The sequence below is a fragment of the Nocardia cyriacigeorgica genome (genome assembly GCF_010858045.1).
GTDB lineage: Bacteria > Actinomycetota > Actinomycetes > Mycobacteriales > Mycobacteriaceae > Nocardia > Nocardia cyriacigeorgica_E.
The window spans coordinates 42,207-58,337 of sequence record NZ_JAAGVC010000006.1; the positions used below are offsets into that span (position 1 = coordinate 42,207).

Annotated in this window: 13 protein-coding genes; 2 read left to right on the forward strand and 11 right to left on the reverse strand. The window is 67.5% G+C overall.

The window, feature by feature from the left end; genetic code table 11:
• Window positions 1–4 precede the first annotated feature (4 nt).
• The gene (locus GV790_RS08005) at window positions 5–1,468 is read left to right on the forward strand and encodes an aldehyde dehydrogenase family protein (RefSeq protein WP_163812116.1); all 1,464 of its coding nucleotides are present in this window, start codon (window positions 5–7) and stop codon (window positions 1,466–1,468) included.
• An 89-nt stretch (window positions 1,469–1,557) separates the two neighbouring features.
• Here GV790_RS08005 and GV790_RS08010 read toward each other — a convergent pair whose 3' ends face one another.
• Together GV790_RS08010 and GV790_RS08015 are read right to left on the reverse strand one after the other, a co-directional pair.
• Window positions 1,558–2,712, reverse strand: coding sequence for a lactonase family protein (locus tag GV790_RS08010; protein ID WP_163812118.1), 1,155 nt, complete (start codon window positions 2,710–2,712; stop codon window positions 1,558–1,560).
• 231 nt (window positions 2,713–2,943) lie between these two features.
• Window positions 2,944–4,077: a lactonase family protein gene (locus GV790_RS08015; RefSeq protein WP_163812120.1), complete on the reverse strand. Its 1,134-nt coding sequence runs from the start codon at window positions 4,075–4,077 to the stop codon at window positions 2,944–2,946.
• 271 nt (window positions 4,078–4,348) lie between these two features.
• Between GV790_RS08015 and GV790_RS08020 the strand changes: the two genes are divergently transcribed.
• Window positions 4,349–5,443 carry a lactonase family protein gene (locus GV790_RS08020; RefSeq protein ID WP_163812122.1) on the forward strand — a complete coding sequence of 365 codons (1,095 nt, stop codon included), beginning with the start codon at window positions 4,349–4,351 and terminating at the stop codon, window positions 5,441–5,443.
• Between the two features lie 73 nt (window positions 5,444–5,516).
• On the opposite strand, the gene GV790_RS08025 is transcribed toward GV790_RS08020, so the two are convergent.
• The 9 genes from GV790_RS08025 to GV790_RS08065 all read right to left on the reverse strand — a co-directional run bounded on the left by GV790_RS08025 (window position 5,517) and on the right by GV790_RS08065 (window position 15,996).
• A complete protein-coding gene (locus tag GV790_RS08025) occupies window positions 5,517–5,888 on the reverse strand; it encodes a hypothetical protein (RefSeq protein ID WP_163812124.1) in 372 nt (123 codons plus the stop codon).
• Window positions 5,889–6,015: 127 nt separating this feature from the next.
• On the reverse strand, window positions 6,016–7,371 hold the full coding sequence (locus tag GV790_RS08030; protein ID WP_163812127.1) for an MFS transporter: 1,356 nt from the start codon (window positions 7,369–7,371) through the stop codon (window positions 6,016–6,018).
• Window positions 7,372–7,388: 17 nt separating this feature from the next.
• Window positions 7,389–7,997 (reverse strand): cupin domain-containing protein, encoded by a 609-nt coding sequence (locus GV790_RS08035; RefSeq protein WP_309138988.1) that lies wholly within the window; start codon window positions 7,995–7,997, stop codon window positions 7,389–7,391.
• 38 nt (window positions 7,998–8,035) lie between these two features.
• On the reverse strand, window positions 8,036–9,550 hold the full coding sequence (locus tag GV790_RS08040; protein WP_280211021.1) for a sugar ABC transporter ATP-binding protein: 1,515 nt from the start codon (window positions 9,548–9,550) through the stop codon (window positions 8,036–8,038).
• A gap of 10 nt (window positions 9,551–9,560) precedes the next feature.
• The gene (locus tag GV790_RS08045) at window positions 9,561–10,643 is read right to left on the reverse strand and encodes a hypothetical protein (protein WP_163812129.1); all 1,083 of its coding nucleotides are present in this window, start codon (window positions 10,641–10,643) and stop codon (window positions 9,561–9,563) included.
• Window positions 10,640–12,793 carry an ABC transporter permease gene (locus GV790_RS08050; RefSeq protein ID WP_163812131.1) on the reverse strand — a complete coding sequence of 718 codons (2,154 nt, stop codon included), beginning with the start codon at window positions 12,791–12,793 and terminating at the stop codon, window positions 10,640–10,642. The genes GV790_RS08045 and GV790_RS08050 overlap by 4 nt, the downstream gene beginning before the upstream one ends.
• A gap of 2 nt (window positions 12,794–12,795) precedes the next feature.
• On the reverse strand, window positions 12,796–13,869 hold the full coding sequence (locus GV790_RS08055; RefSeq protein ID WP_163812133.1) for a sugar ABC transporter substrate-binding protein: 1,074 nt from the start codon (window positions 13,867–13,869) through the stop codon (window positions 12,796–12,798).
• Window positions 13,870–13,912: 43 nt separating this feature from the next.
• On the reverse strand, window positions 13,913–14,935 hold the full coding sequence (locus GV790_RS08060) for an ABC transporter permease (protein WP_163812136.1): 1,023 nt from the start codon (window positions 14,933–14,935) through the stop codon (window positions 13,913–13,915).
• A gap of 11 nt (window positions 14,936–14,946) precedes the next feature.
• Window positions 14,947–15,996: a zinc-dependent alcohol dehydrogenase family protein gene (locus tag GV790_RS08065; RefSeq protein WP_163812138.1), complete on the reverse strand. Its 1,050-nt coding sequence runs from the start codon at window positions 15,994–15,996 to the stop codon at window positions 14,947–14,949.
• Window positions 15,997–16,131: the final 135 nt, after the last annotated feature.

A 16,131-nucleotide genomic window follows, 5' to 3' on the forward strand; every position in this document is an offset into this window, starting at 1 on the left:
ACCCATGACTGCCCTGATCGGCGAGGCGGCCGGTTACATCGACGGTCGATGGACCGGCGGAGACGGCGCCCCCATCGCCACCATCAATCCGGCGACCGGCGCACAGGTGGCATCCACGCCCGCCACCGGCCCCGCACAGGTGGCCGCGGCCGTGTCGGCGGCGCGGCACGCCTTCGACGGCGGTGCGTGGAGCCGCCTCGGTCCCGGCGAACGCGGCGCCCTGCTGCATCGACTCGCCGACCTGCTCGAGCAGAACCGGGACGCACTCACCCGGCTCGCCGCCACCGAGATCGGCACGCCGATCAGCAGCGGCCCGACCTTGCACGTCGACCTACCGGCGAAATTCTTCCGCTGGTTCGCCGAGGCCGCCGCGCGGGGTCCGCGCGATGGCTACGAGCAGCCGTTGCCGCTCGACCATGATCCGATCACCACCAGCAGCCTGCTGCTGCGCCAGCCTGCGGGCGTGGTGGCCGCGGTCGTCGCTTACAACGTGCCGATCATGATGAGCGCCTACAAGCTCGGTGCCGCACTCGCCGCGGGCTGTTCGACCGTGCTGGTCACCTCGCCCAAGGCCGTGCTGCTCACCTCGGCGTTCGTCAGGCTGATCGACGAGGCCGGGTTCCCTTCCGGCGCCGTCAACTTCGTGTTCGGGCCGCCGACCGTTACCGAGCAGGTGGTCACCTCCCCGGAGGTGGACATGGTCACCTTCACCGGTTCGGCCGCGGTCGGCAGCAGAATCCTCACCCTCGCCGCTCCGACCTTGAAGAAGGTAGTACTCGAACTCGGCGGCAAGTCGCCCAATATCGTGCTGCCCGGCACAGACCTGGAACGCGCCGTCCCGGCCTCGGCGCTGCGGTTCACCCGCAACAGCGGCCAAGCGTGCGGTGCGACCACGCGAACTCTGGTGCCGCGCAAGGATTTCGACGAGTACGTGCAGCGTTCTGGTGAGTTCCTGCGCGGTCTCACCGTCGGTGATCCACTCGCGCCGGACACCGTCCTCGGCCCGCTCATCACCGGCGAACACCGCAGCAATGTCGAGGGTTTCCTCGCCCGCGCCCGCGACGCCGGTGCGCAGATCCCGGTCGGCGGCGGGCGACCGGCCGGCCTCGACGACGGCTTCTTCCTGGAAGCGACCCTGGTGACGGGCGTACCCAACGAGGCCGAGATCGCCCAGGAGGAACTGTTCGCACCGGTCGGCGTGGTCATGCCCTACACCGACCTCGACGACGCCCTCCGGATGGCCAATGACGTCAAATACGCGCTGAACGCCAATGTGTGGGGACCGACCACCCAGGCCATCGAATTCGCCCGGCGACTACGGTCGGGCACGGTCACCATCAACGGCGGCGGTGGTATGCGTGCCGACGCCCCCTGGGGCGGCCCGGGCCACAGCGGCATCGGCCGGGAGGGCGGAGAAGAGGGCCTGCGGGAGTTCTTCGAAGTCAAACACGTCCAGTGGCCGCTGTGAAGCTCAGTGGCATCGCCGCGGTCGTCACCATCCCGCCCACCGGCAGTGTTGTGACGACCGCGGTTGCCATTGCGGGGCCGCGCTTGCTGTCAGCGACGCGGCACCAGCGACATCGTGCGCCCGTCGGCGATGTAGGTGCCGGTGTAGATCGCTACCGACTCGTCCAGATCGAGCACGCCGTCCGGGCCGATACTGAAGCGGCGCAAGATTTCCTCGCCGCCACGCAGGGGGTCGGTGCCCAGCGCCCACAGCACCTTCCCACTGGGCGACATCGCCGAGGATTCCGCGAACACCCCGGGTTGTCCCGGCGCGAAGGCGACATCCGGCAGCGGCCGAAGTACACCGTTCGGCTCCACCTCGAAGGAGCTGATGTGCCCCGAGCCCATGTTCGGGACGTACAGGAAGCGGCCATCCGGCGTGATACTCGTGACGTGCGGGAGCAGACCGGTCGCGAACGGCGAGCCCGCGATCTCCGTCAGCGAACCGTCCTCGGCCCGCGCGTATCCGGAGACCGAGCCACTGATCTCGTTGACCACGTAGACATGCCGGCCATCGGGCGTCACCCGTGGATAGATGGGATTCAGGCCGGTCGCCACCCGCTGCTTGACCGGCGAGACGGTGCCGTCGGCGTTGATGTCGAACACGAGCAGCTGCCGGGGCAGCAAACTCGCGACATAGAGATGCTTGCCGTCCGGCGAGACAGTGCCCGAGGCGACACCGTCGGCGGATTCGCCGAACGGCATGGCCGCGCCGTTGCGCGTGGGTGTCCCGTCGGCGCCGATCCGCACCGGCACCACCTGAGCGTTCTGTACACCGACGACGACGAAGGCGTCACGGCCGTTGGGGGCGAAGATCACGTCGACCGGGATGTCCGGCATCGCCAGTGGTGTGCCCGCGGTGAGCTCGCCGTCGGCACCGATCGTGTGCGGGATCAGCTGCGGGCTCGAACCCGGTGCGACGAAGAGGAATCGGCCGTCCGGAGACGGCGTCTGCGGCCAGTTCAGCATGCCCGATGGCACCCGGCCCGCGATCGGGCTCGGCTGCCCGGTATCGGAGGCGTTGTATCCGGCGATGCCGTCGCTGAGGAAGCCATGGGCGTAGATGTGGTAACCGAGGTTGTCGGCCGCGGCAGGTTGTGCTGTTGCGGTGAATCCGGGCAGGGCGACGGCGGCCAGAGCAAGCACCCAGCCCGCCCGCGCGCGCCGCTTCCGAGCACCATCTGTCGACGTTGAATCAGAGGTCATCCCTGGAGATTAGGATTCGAACCGGCGCGTGACTGTCCAGATATCTGCACAGTGTCCACCCGCTCACCAGCGCAAATAGCTCACCCCTCCGGCCGAAGCCGAAGGGGTGCGCTGGTGCTCGAAAGCTCAGGCCTGCGATTGTGCCGGCATCAGGCCCAACTGGGTCAGGAAGCTCACGTTGTCCCAGTAGACGCGGTGTTCGGCGATCTTCTCGCCAGCCGGGCGGATTCGTCACGGCGCAGGCGTCAGATGAGCCGACGGGCCGTCGTGGAACAGCACACCCGTGTCGGCCGCGGGCAGGCCGGACGGCGCGACACTGCCGTCGGGGGCGACGGTGTAGGTGTGCACGCGTGCGGTTCCTTGCACGCTGAGCGTGTCGATCACGAACAGTTCGTCCTCGTCCGGGCTCAGCACGAGCCTGCCCGGCATCGTGCCGTCGGGAGTTGTGAACGGCGAGCCCGGCAGCGGCGAAAGCGAGCCGTCGGCGCCGATCCGGTAGCCGTCGACCACACCGCCGGTGGACGCCGGCACATACATCCGCGTGCCGTCAGAGGTGATCGCCGACCCGTGCGGGGTCCCGTGCGTCGGATAGGGCGAGCCCGGCGCATTCGACAGACTGCCGTCCGCCGCGATCACAAAGCCCGACAGGGTGTTGCTGCCCTCATTGCTGATGTACAGGTAGCGACCATTCGGAGTGATGGCGGGCAGCGCCGGTCGCTCACCCGTGGGCATCGTCGCACCCACCTGAGTGAGGGAGGCATCGGCGCCGATGGCGTAGCTGGTCACCGACGCGCCGATGAAGGTGCTGACGATCAGATTGCGTCCATCTCGAGTCACCTGCGGCAGACTCAATCCGCTCATCCCGGGAACCGGTGTCGCCGGCGCACCGGTCGGCGTGAGCACGCCCGAGCCGGTGATGTCGAACGAACGCACCTCGGTGGTGAGGGAGCCGACGGTCGCGAACAGACGCGAACCGTCCGGGGTGATGGTCACACCGATCACCGGAGCGCCGAAGTCCATTCGGCTACCGGCGATCTCACGCAGCGTGCCGTCGGCGCCGATGTCGTAGCCGATGATCGAGCCGGAGACCACATGCCCGACGTAGGCCCTGCGGCCGTCCGGAGTGATCTCGAGAGTCAGCGATCCGGTATCGCTGGCGAAGGGCGCGCCCGGAATCCTGGTGAGCAAGCCATTGTCGTCGACCCGCAGCACGCTGACGTTGCCGGACCCCGTGCCGGTGACGAGCAGGTACCGCGGACCGGCATCAGGAGCGGCGTGACCGAGCGCCGGAGACAGCGCTAGAGCGAGCGCGGCGGCCGCGGCGACAGCGGCCCGCCGCCGGTGTGGGAAAACGTGTCTGCGCATCAGGTGCGACACCTCCATGAGTTCGAGCGGGCCACCTCGCCCGCCTGAACAATGCACAATATAGTTTGCATCACACTTTCTGGCCGAGGATTTGACATTTCCTTCCCACCGGCCGGTCAGTTGTTATTCCCCACAAGGCCGATTGCCTGAAGTTATATAAAATGTGATGGTTGCGAGCGCTCGTGTACCCCGTGTCTCATCGAGGAGAACATCGATGGCTTCACCGCCTCGCCCCCGCCGCGGTAGCGCCCGCTACTTTCGTTGCACCACAATGGTTTTGCTCACCGTATTGCTCACCGTCCTCGGCTGGACGGCAATGCCTGCACCGAGCGCGTCGGCGTCCACACACCCACGGTTCCTCATCGTCGCCGGAACCGCATCGATGGGAATCAGCGTGCTGCGGATAGCCGACAACGCGTCGCTGTCGAGCGTGCCCGGCAGTCCATTTCCCACCGGCTTCGGCGTCCTGTCGCTGGTGGTGGCACCGGACGGCAGGACCGTCTACGTACCGCATGCCGGCGATTTCGGTGTCAGCGGCTATCGCCTGGACGATAACGGCACGCTGAATCCCATCCCCGGCGCCGATATCACTGTCGGCGGTCCACCGACGGCCGCTGTCCTCAGCCCCGATGGCACCCAGCTGTTCGTCGTGGTCGGGGGCGCGCCCGGCCATGTCGAGTCGTACTCGGTGGCACCGTCCGGCGCGCTGACCGCGAGTGGCGGCGCGCCCGCGCCGGTCGATGGCTTCAGCGCGGTCGGCATGGCACGCGTCGATCCCAGCGGGCGCTTCCTGCGGGTCGTCACCTATCTCGGCAACACCATGTCCAGCTATGCGATCGCGCCGGATGCCACCTTGACCCCGCTCGGCGTCACGCCCGTGCGGCTCGGCCCGGTGGCGCCCGGATTCACACCCGACGGGCGTCACCTCTATGTGAGCAACGAGTTCGGATTCGACCTGTCCGGCTTCACTGTCGGCGAGGATGGCCGGCTGACGCCGACGCCCGGCTCACCGTTTTCGACCCACGGCGTGCCGCATGGTGCCGTGGTGAGTGCCGACGGCAAGCGGCTCTACGTACCGAATGCGGTCGGCGGGTCGATCGCCGCGTTCGACGTGCACGACGACGGGCGCCTGGTCGAACTCCCCGGATCACCCTTCGCCGCCCCCGGCGGCACACTTCCCGGTCAGGTGGCGTTGCACCCGGACGGCACGACGCTGTATCTGGTGGATGTGCTCACCGCCCAGGTGACGACCCGGGTGCATACCTACCGCATCCGACCCGACGGCGGTCTCGCACCGTCCGGCCGTCCCGCCTTCGATACGGGCGTGCTCATGTCCGATGGGCCGGTAGTCGCGATCACCCCCTAGTCGGCCGAGAAAGGGCCGGTGGCAGCGATTCTCGATCGCGGCCACCGGCCCTCGGCATGATCCCCGGCCAGGATCAGGGCTGCACGCCCATCTCCGGTCCGATGTACTCACGCACCCTCGCGGCCTTGCCGTCACGGGCCTCGACGATCTGCACCAGATGCAGCTTCATCTCCTGGCCCCCGATGCTCACCTCGGTGGTGCACTCGTGGAAGAAGCCCTTCTCGGTGAAGGTGACACCGACCGAGGAGAAGGCGGGGATGGCGCCGTCGCCTGCACGCTCGTATACCGCCGCGACAGCATCCGCGACGGGGACCCATTTGTCGTCGGCGCTGTGCCACACGAGGCAGTCCTCGTGGCTGATCTCGATGAAGAGATCAATGTTGGTCAGGGCCTTGACCCAGTTGTCCGCGAGGTCTTTGGTGGCCTGATCTGGGGTGCTGCTCATCGTTGAACGACTGCCTTCCTGTCCGGTAAGTGCTTGCAGGTGTCCTGCGTCACCCATGGTGCGCGCGAACCCGCGACGCGAGTGTCCAGATTCTTGGACACCGGCGATCGGCGCAGAGCGCGTCGGGTCAGCGCGCTTGCACCATGTCGTCGCGGCTGTCGGGCTCGGGATCTGCCGGGCGGCCGGACACCGGTTCGGGCCCCGCCGTCGCCGCGGGCAACACGATGACGACGAGCGCTGCCAGCACCGCCGGGATCGCGAAAGCATAGAAATTCCAGTGCGCGGCCAACGACGACCCCAGGATCCAACCGCCCACCATGGGGCCGAGGATCGAGCCGACACGCCCCAGCCCCATGGCCGCGCCCACCGCGGATCCGCGACACGAGGCGGGGTAGCGCGCCGCGATATAGCCGTAGGTCAGCGAACTCGAACCGATCGAGCCCAAGCCGGCGCCCGCGACCGCGACCATCAAGACCGCGGTGCCGGCTTGTCGGCTCAATACCAGCAGCGAGATCGCCCCGATCAAGAAGAAAGGGACCAGCACCCGCTTGGATCCGAACCGATCGGCAAGCAACGATCCGCCGACCATGCCGACCACCGCACCCACCTGCAATGCGAGCAGGAACTGTAACGAGGATCCCAGCGGGTATCCGGCCTGGCGCATGATCTGCGGTAGCCAGGTACTCAGGCCATAGCCGATCAGCTGTCCGCAGAAGCCGACCAGCACGAACAACACGAGCGACGGCAGGTACCTGCTGGTGAGCAGCTGCCGGTAGCCGCCGGCGCGGTCACTGCTCCGGTTCGTCGCCGGCTCATGGTCGGCGCGCACCGCGGCCAGATCCAGGCCGTAGGTCGCGGCGAGCTCGGCCGCCTCATCGTCGCGGCCACGGGCCACCAGGTAATTCACCGATTCGGGCAGCCAGAAATACATGACGGGCAACACGATCGCGCACAGCGCGCCGAGGCCGTACAGCACCCGCCAGCTGTGGTCGGGCAGCAGGGCGATGGCTGCGAGCGAGGCGATGATTCCGCCGAAACTGTAGCCGGTGAGCATGAGGCCGTTGTAGATCTGTTTACGGTTACTCGGCGCGAACTCGACGGTCAGCGCGACAGCCGATGGCACCACCGCACCGAGACCGATGCCGGTGAAAAACCGTGCGGCGCCCAAGAACTCGGGCGACGTGGCCGCCGCGCAGACCGCGCAGCCCAGCGAGAACCACGCGACGCCTGCCATCATGATCGTGCGGCGCCCGATCCGGTCGGCCAGCGGACCCGCCACCAGGAAGCCGACCATCAGGCCGAACAGGGTCCAGCTGCCGATCAACCCCGCCGTCTCCTTGCTCAACCCCCAGCCCGGTTCCTCCAGCAGGCTCGGCACCGTCGCGCCGTAGATGATCAGGTCGTAGCCGTCGGCGACGATGGTCAGAAAACAGAGCATGACCACGAACAGGCCACTGCGTGTGCGCGGGGCGGAGCGAGGCATGATGACCGCCGTTCCGCTCAGCGCTCGCCCGGCAGCATGACGGCCACCATGGTCACGGGCTTATCGGTGCGGTTGCTCCAAGCGTGCTTGATGCCACGGTTGATCACGGTGTCGCCCGGGCGCAACAGGACTTCGCCGGTTTCGTAGATGGCATAGATCTCGCCGTCGATGACGGTGGCGATATCGACGGTTTCGGTGGCATGCAGGCCGACGATAGTGTCGTCGTCGGCTTTGGCATCCTCGCCGTGCAGATTGCCGATCGACTCCGCGTACACGTCGGGATCGATCTCACTGTCCGGCGGAAAGGTCGCAAGGCGCACGACCAATCCTGCGGCAGGAGGGTCCAATTCCACCTCCGCGGTGAGGGTATCGTCGGCCGACATACGCGCGGGCAACCGATCGACCCGCCACACATCGTTCACCGTGAACGCGGGCAGAGCGACGCGCGTGGAGGTGTTCTCGTCGAGGACGACAGTCGATCGGCCATTCGCATCCAGCCCGGCGATCACCCGCCGCGCTGTCTTGGCCACGTGCTCTCCAGTCATGATGTCTCCCAAGGAATCGACGAGGCGCGCTCTGCGCCTCAGTGATGGGTTGTGCCTTTGGATTCGGAGTCGCGCGGACACGGCCGGACCAGCGGACTCCACGTAGTCGCAGACTCGGCTCAGTGCACGGCCGCGAACATGAGTTTCGAGTCGTCGGCCTCGTCGGGGTCGAATTCGGCGACGATGCTGCCCTGTTTGGCCACCAGAATCCGGTCCGAGAGGGCCCTGATCTCGGGCAGATACGACGAGATCACCACCACCGCCACACCGTCGTCGGCCAGCGCCCGGATCATGGCGTGGATCTCGGTGATGGTGCCGAGGTCGACACCGCGGGTGGGCTCGTCGATGATCGCCACCAGCGGCTGCCTGGTCAGCCCCTTGGCCAGTACCACCTTCTGCTGATTGCCGCCGCTGAGTTCCTCGAGCTTGGCCCGGTTCGGCTGCAAGGTGCGCACGTGGAAACGCTCGACGAACTTCTGCGCCACCGACTTCCGCTCTCCCGGCCGCACCAGCAATGGCAGCCTGGCCGCGCTGCACAGATGTCCGAAGTAGATGTTGTCGGAGATGGAGAAATGGCCGAAGAAGCCGGAGGCCTTGCGATCCTCGGTGATGTAGACGATGCCTGCCCGGCGCGCGTGCCGCGGTGTGCGGAATCGGACCTCACGCCCGTTGAGCCGGACCTTGCCGCCGCGCAGCCGGCGTCGCTTGACCACACCGCTGACGATCATCGCCGTCTCACTGCGGCCCGCGCCGACGAGCCCGTAGATACCGACGATCTCACCCGGATGCGCGGAGAACGACATATTGCGCACCACCGGCAGCAAGGTGATGTCGTCCACCTCGAGCACCGGCGCGGGACCGGGCTCCCGATTCGACGGAATCCGCCGGTATTCCACACTGCGCCCCACCATCATCCGCACCACTTCGGTGCGGTCGACATCGGGTTTGTCGAGGGTGCCCTGTACCTCGCCGTCGCGCAGCACCGTGATCCGATCGGCCTCCTCGAACGCCTCGTCGAGCATGTGGGTGATGAAGACGACCCCGATTCCCTCGCGCTTGAGCCTGCGCATCGAAAGGAACAGTTGCAAACGCTCCTCGGGCGTCACCGACGCGGTCGGTTCATCGAGGATGACCACCTTGGCGTTGCGATGCACCGCGCGGGCGATCTCCACCATCTGTTTCTGCGCGATGCCGAGCGCCCCCGCAGTAACCTCCGGTCGGATGTGGAAGTTGTGCGACTCCAACAGCTCCCGTGCCACGACATTGAGGTGCGACAGGTTGTTGAAGGGCTTCTCGTCACCGAGGAACAGATTCTGGGCCACGGTCATCGATTCGACGAGCGAGCCCTCCTGGTAGACCATCGCGACCCCGGCCTCCGCCGACTCCTTGGGCGTGGCGAAGTTCCGCGCGCGCCCGGCCACCTCCAGGGTTCCCGCGTCATGGCCGATCGCCCCCGATATCACCTTGACCAGGGTGGATTTCCCCGCGCCGTTCTCACCGAGCAGGGCATGGATCTCCCCCGGCCGGACATCGAAATCGACCTCGCGCAATGCGTAGGTGCCGCTGTAGTGCTTGCTGACGCCGGTGAGCCGGATGACCGGCTCCATGGCGACAGCGGTATCGCTGGGCGTCACGGTGTTCTCCTCACCTTCCGTTGACTGTCCGGGGCGCGATCACATTGCGGAAACCACGTGCCGCCACCAGAATTCGCCCGTCACGTGAGGCGACTCCGGTGACCCCGTGCCGGTCGCCGTCGGCGCGGGAGTGCACGCTCTCGGTGATGCGGCCACGGCTGTCGACACGGAACGCCAGGCCGTAGGACCGGGCGGGCGCCCAGGGTTTGATCACGCCGTGCACCCGCAGCTGACCGAGCTGAAGGGTGTCGGTGTAGGGGTTCTCGCACCGCAACCGGGGGACGAACCACTGCTCCGCCGGGATCGTCGCGGTCATCTCGCGTAACACCTCGGGTTCGTCGAGCAGCAGTTCGGTGAATCGGTTACGGGCATACGGTGCCGCCACCCACCACCCGTCCGCCGTCTCGCGGATCCGGCCTGGATACACCGGCAGGTTCGCGCCCATCGGCTGTCCGGGCGCGCCGAGCGAGGCCACCGAACGCCGCTCGAGGCGATGGTCGAAGCTCAGCGACACCACGACGCCGGTGTCTCCGTCCGACTCGATGCCCGCCGGCCAGGCCAGGCCCTCGGCAACGACCTGCGCCCGCGCACCGTCGATTCGGACGATGCGCCCGCTGCGGTCATCGGCGACCAGCGCGGCCGCCCAATCGGTGACCGCACACGAACCGATCGCGCACAGCAGGGCCCCGTCCGGCAGCACAGCCAGGTCGGTCACGCACGACGCCACCGCCGGATCGGTACACAGATCGCGGGCCCGGCCCATCGCATCGATCGCGACGAGACCGACCCCGTCGACCGCGGCGATCACGCTGTCCCCCGCCTCAACGAGCGAACCGACCTGTCCGCCGAGTGTGACCAGCGGCGCGACGGCACCGTCGACCAGCCGGAACACGCTGTTGCCGCTGGAGAAAACGACCTCGCCGGACCCGCGCAGGATCAGATCGTCGGGCTCGTACTCATCCTCCGGCAGCAGCACAGCGCCCTCGTCGAGCCGGCGATTGGGCCGCAGGCCCGCCTCGAACGGCGGGACGGAGCGGTGGCGCGCCCAGTCCGGGTTCACCCATTCCTTCAGCGTGCTGAGCATCCGGCTCATCCGTCCACCTCCGCCATCGATCGGGCGGGCACTATCAGACCTGGGATCGCGGCCGGATCGATCGGACCGACTTCGCTCGGGTCCAGCGTCAGGCGCCCGATGCGGTTATTGCTGACGCCGCACAGATACAGCTGCCCGGCGCGTTCCTTCACCGCGGTCACCATCGGATAGTTCGCCAGCGACGAATCCCACAGCACTTGCAGGATCTCGCCGCGATCGTTGAACTTCATCACGCAGGACACGTTGAGCTGGGGCACCACCCAGCTGTCCAGCGGAACCTCCTGGGTCATCCGCCTGCGCACCGCCGGATAACGGTTGAGCAGATCCGACATCGGTGTGCGCATCGAGACGAACGGCAGCCAGTAATTGCCGTCGGAGGAGCGATTGAGGTTGTCGGGGTTTCCGGGCAGGTTCTCCAGCACCGGCTCCATCCGGCCCTGCTTCGGTCCCGCGATCCAGAGCCGGTCCACCCGGCACAGGCCGGTGCTGGCGATGAGGATCGACTGCCCGTCGTGGGCAGTGCAGATGCCGTTGGGGAACACGCTGTTGGAGACCACGACCTCGGTGCTGCCATCGGGATCGATGCGGACCACCCGCCCGTTCGCCCGCGATTCCACCAGTTCGACCAGGTATTCGGCCGCATTGGTGCGGGTGGAGAAATCCGAGACGTAGATCGAGCCGTCGGGGGCGACGTCGAGGTCGTCGACGGCGCGCAGACCCGAATCGTCGAGCAGCGAGAACCTGCTGCGCGCGACCTTCGTGGCCACCGGCTCTGCGTCGCCGTCGGGCGAGAGCCGGTAGATGCCCATCCCGCCGACCGCCACCAGCAATCTGCCGTCGCGGTCCCAGCCGTGCCCGAGCGGGAAACCGCCGGTGCGAGCGAAGATCTCACCCTCATCGGGCTGATCGGCCCGGAAGCGCCAGACCCAGCCGCGGCGGTCGCCGCAGTACACGTTGCCCTCGGTGTCGACGGCGCAGTCCTCCGCGCCTTCGATCCGGCCGAGGCCGATCGGCGGCGCGGCGGTCAGTGTGTCGTTGATCGTCCAGACCGTGCCCGGCGCGGTGACGTCGACCAGCTCGCCGAGGGTGATCCGGCCCGGGTCGATCTTCAGCTTGTCGACGGTGCGCTGCCGGTACTTGCCCCATTGCAGATCGAGCACGGCGAACACCAGCAGTGCCGTCGCGAGAATGACCGTGTAATAGGAACCTTCGAGTCGCATCGCCACCGTGGCCTGCTGGATCACCTGCACCACGATGATGCCGACGGTGGCCCGCAGCACCGAGCCGCGTCCGCCCTTCAAACTCACGCCACCCAGCACGACCGCGGTCAGTGCGATGATCTCCCAGCCCTGCCCCACCTCGGGATCGGTACGCCCGACGCGGGCGGAGGTGAGCAACGCAGCCAGGCCGGCCAATGTGCCGGACACGACGTAGACCAGGAACGTGACCCGGTCGACGGGGATGCCATTGCGGCGAGCGGAGCGCCGGTCGCTGCCGACCGCGGCCACCCACCAGCCCCACCGCGACCGGGTGAGCCCGACGTGCATGACGACGAGCACGCAGCCGAAGAAGAACCAGCCCGTCGGGATCAGCGCGACGGTGCCTTCGCCGAGGAAGTCCCACACGATATCGGGCCGCGGCATGCTCAGCTCGAAGCTGTAGGCCGATTGCAGCGCCGCGGCCGCGCCGCCGAAGGCCACCAAGGTGACCAATGTGGTGATGAACGGCCGCATCTTGCGGTAGGCGATGAAGTAGCCGTTCACCCCGCCCAGCAGGGCGCCGAAGACGATGGTGCCGGGCGCGACCAGCGCCATCGGCCACTCCCAGGCGCGGGAGGCCACCATCGCTCCGATCGCGGTCAACCCGACGATCGATCCGACGGACAGGTCGATCCCGCCCGCCACCAGCACCACAGTGAGACCGATGGCCAGCAGCCCCTTCTCCGATACCTCGTCCATGATGATCGGGGTGTCGGCGGGCCCGACCGGGGTGAAGAAGACGAACAGCAGGCTCAGCAGCAGGGCGAGGCCCAGCGGCACCGCGCCTTCCATCCAGCGTTTCTCGAACAGGTCCGACAGCGCCCTGGCCGGCGCGAACCGGTCGCGCCACCTGCCGCCGGTGAGCCCGAAGGCGTCGACTCCGCGGGCCATCGTCACTGCCCCTTGTAGCAGGCGATGGTGGTGTTGTCGACGTTGCCGCGGTCGACGATGGTGTGCGGAACGAAGGCGACGGTGTGGCTGCTGCCGGGCGCCGCGCCGGTCTGCACGAGCTGCTGTGTGGTCACCACTGCGGCCGTGCCGACACCCTGGACGTCGTAGGACGCCGAGGCGGTCACCTTGCCCGCGCGCAGCGCGTCGCACCAGAGCGTGTCGGCGGCCATGGTGTAAGTGCCCAGCGAGTCGGCCGGGATCACCCCGCGCGAGACAGCGCTCTGCACCGCGTCGCCGACCGCGATCGAGTTCAGGTCGTAGGTCACCAAGAATCCGCAGAAGTTGTTGCGCTGCTGCTGGATGATCGATTCGGCGGCCTGCTGGGCCAGCGAATTCTGCCACTGCGTGTGCGCGGTGGTGACCACTTCGAAGCCGGCCGGGTCGAGCACATTGTGCACGCCCTTGGACCACAGCAGTGAGGCCGCGTCATTGCCGGGACCGTCGATGATCGCCAGCCGCTTGGGAGCACCGCGCTTTTCGCAGTCCTGCACGGCGCGCTGTGCGATGTCCTCGGCGGCGGCGAGATTGTCCACGCCGATGTAGGCGTCACCGAGCCGGCTCGAGATCATGTTCACCACGACGGTGTAGATGCCTGCCCGCTGAGCGTCCTCGATCTGCTTCGACAGCACACCGACGTCGGGGTTGTGCAGAATCAGTACGTCGGCCGCTTTGCGGGCGATCAGGTCGCTGATGATCCTGGTCATCTTGTCGGTGTCGAAATTCGGGTCGTAGACCTGGAATTCGGCGCCGAGATTGCCGAAGGCGCGCTCCATCGAGGCGCCCCAGTTCATCGTGAGGTTGTAGCCCTTGTACAAGATGGGCACGAACGCGACCTTTTTGCCCTGCATCGACTCGTGCACCTTGTGCGTCGCGTCGAACAGTTGCACGTTCTCGCCGAATGTCTGCTCACCTGCGGCCGCGGGCCCGGTCGCCGCGGTGCGGGCGCCGGTGGAACAGCCTGCGAGCGCGATAGCCGAGACTGTGGCAATGGCGAGGGCGATCAACTTTTTCTTCATCGTCGAAGACTCCTTGTGCGAACGGAATTGAGGGACGCGGGATTCACAGCTCGCCGCTCTTGGCGGTTTCCTCATCACGTGGATGCAGCCAGGCGTCGAGCGCGATCGCCACGATCAGGACGCCGCCACGGATCAGGTCCTGGACGGCGGAGGTGAGCCCGTGCAACACGAGCAGGTTGTTGAGCACGCCGATGAACAGCGAGCCGGCCAGCACACCGAGGATCGAGCCACGGCCACCGGCCAGCGAGATGCCGCCGATGACGGTCGCGGTGAGGGCGGTGAACAGCAGCGGATCGAAGGAGGTGACAGTGGTCTGCACGCTGCCCTGAATGGAGACGGTCAGCAGACCGGCCAGCAGCGCCAGTACCGCGGAGACCACATAGGTGAGCACCTGCAGCGGTCGCACCGGCGCACCGGTGGCGCGTGCGGTGGCGAAGTTGTCGCCCATCGCCCTGATCAACCGGCCGGCGGCGGTGTAGGTGACGAACAGCCAGGCCAGAACGAAGACCAGTGCGGCGAGCACGACCGGCCGCGGCACGCCGAGCACCGATCCGCTGCTCAATTCGGCGATCAAGGATCCGCCGGGCAAGGCGTAATAGTTGCTGTCCAGCAGCACCATGTCGACGCCGCCGATCACCAGCAGGCCGGTCGCCAGCGTGACGAACAGTGCCGGCACCTCGATGTAGGCGACCAGCACACCGTTGACCAGGCCGACGAGCAGCGCCACACCCGTCGCGATCGCGATGGCCTGCCACTCGGGTCTGCCCTGCGACATCATCGCCAGCGTCGCCTGTGCGCACCCGAGCGCCACACCGGCGATGGACAGATCGATGCCCTTACCCAGGATCACGATCGCCACGCCGACGGCCAGGATTCCGAACGCCGCCGACAAGCGCAGCAAGCTCGCGAAGTTGCCCCCGGTCAGCAAGCCCGGTGTGGTGGCGGCGCCCACCACGCACAGCACCACGGTGATGCCGAGCACGAAATAGGCCTGTTCCGAGCGGCCGAGGCGGTCGCGGAGGCCGGGACGCGGTGCCCTCGGCTCCGCCGTCGTAGTCGTCGTCATGATGCTCCCGTTCAGAACTCGATGACGGCCTTGCCGCCTGCCTGCTTGTCGAACTCCGCGTATGCGGTTGCCGCGTCGGCGAGCTGCCAGCGATCGGTGAACAGCCGGTCCACATCGAGGCCGTGCCGGGCCACGAAGCGAGCGCATTCGGCCTGACCGGTGATCGAGAAGGTGTAGGAGCCGAGGATCGTGAGCTGTTTGCGGATGATGTCGGGGCTCACCTCGAGGGTGACGTCGTTGCCCTCGCCCACGAACGCGACCCGGCCCCATTGCGCAGCCGATTTCACCGCGCTCACCCTGGCGGCGGGCGCTCCCGAGCAATCGAGCGCACAGCTGACCCCGGCTCCGCCGGTGAGTTCGCGGATGGCGGCCACCGGATCGGTGCTACCGGAATCGATCGTGTGGGCCGCGCCGAATTCCTTCGCCCGCGCCACCCGGTCGGCCTGCACGTCGACGGCGATGACCTCGGCTCCCATGGCGGCCGCCAGCTGTACGGCGGACAGGCCCACCGGCCCCTGACCGAACACCGCGAGGGTGTCGCACGCGTCCAGTTCCAACCGGCGCAAGGCGCCGAACGCGGTCCCGGTGCCGCACGAAATCGCCGCGCCCGCAATGAAACTCACCTCGTCGGGCAGCCGGACCAGGGTGCGCTCGGGTACCTTGATGAAATCGGCGTGGCCGCCGTGCGCGGTCGCTCCGAAAATGGTCGCGCCACGCTGACACATCTGAGTCCAGCCGGTCCGGCAACGATCGCAGAACCCGCAGCCGTCGTAGTGGAAGACCATCACCCGGTCGCCCACGCGCACCGAACGCTGGTCGACATCGCGGCCGACCTCGACGACGACGCCGCACGGTTCGTGGCCGGCGATGATGCCGCCGGTATCGCCGCTCAAACCGAACGCCGCCAGCGCGGCGCCGGGCGCTGCTCGGTAGAACCGCAGATCGCTGCCGCACATCCCGGAGGCCTTCATCGCCACGACCGCGTCATCAGGACCAGGGGTCGGATCGTCGAACTCGGCGATCTCGAGGTCGCGATCACCGTTGAACACAACTCCCCGCATCGTTGTTCTCCTCTCTTATGAGCGTCGTCGGCACCAGGACATGCCGGTGCCCGGCACGGATGACCGCGACCGGTCCGGATTCGGCACCTGCCCGAACGGGCGGGTGGTGGAGTGAGATCCACATCACTACCATCG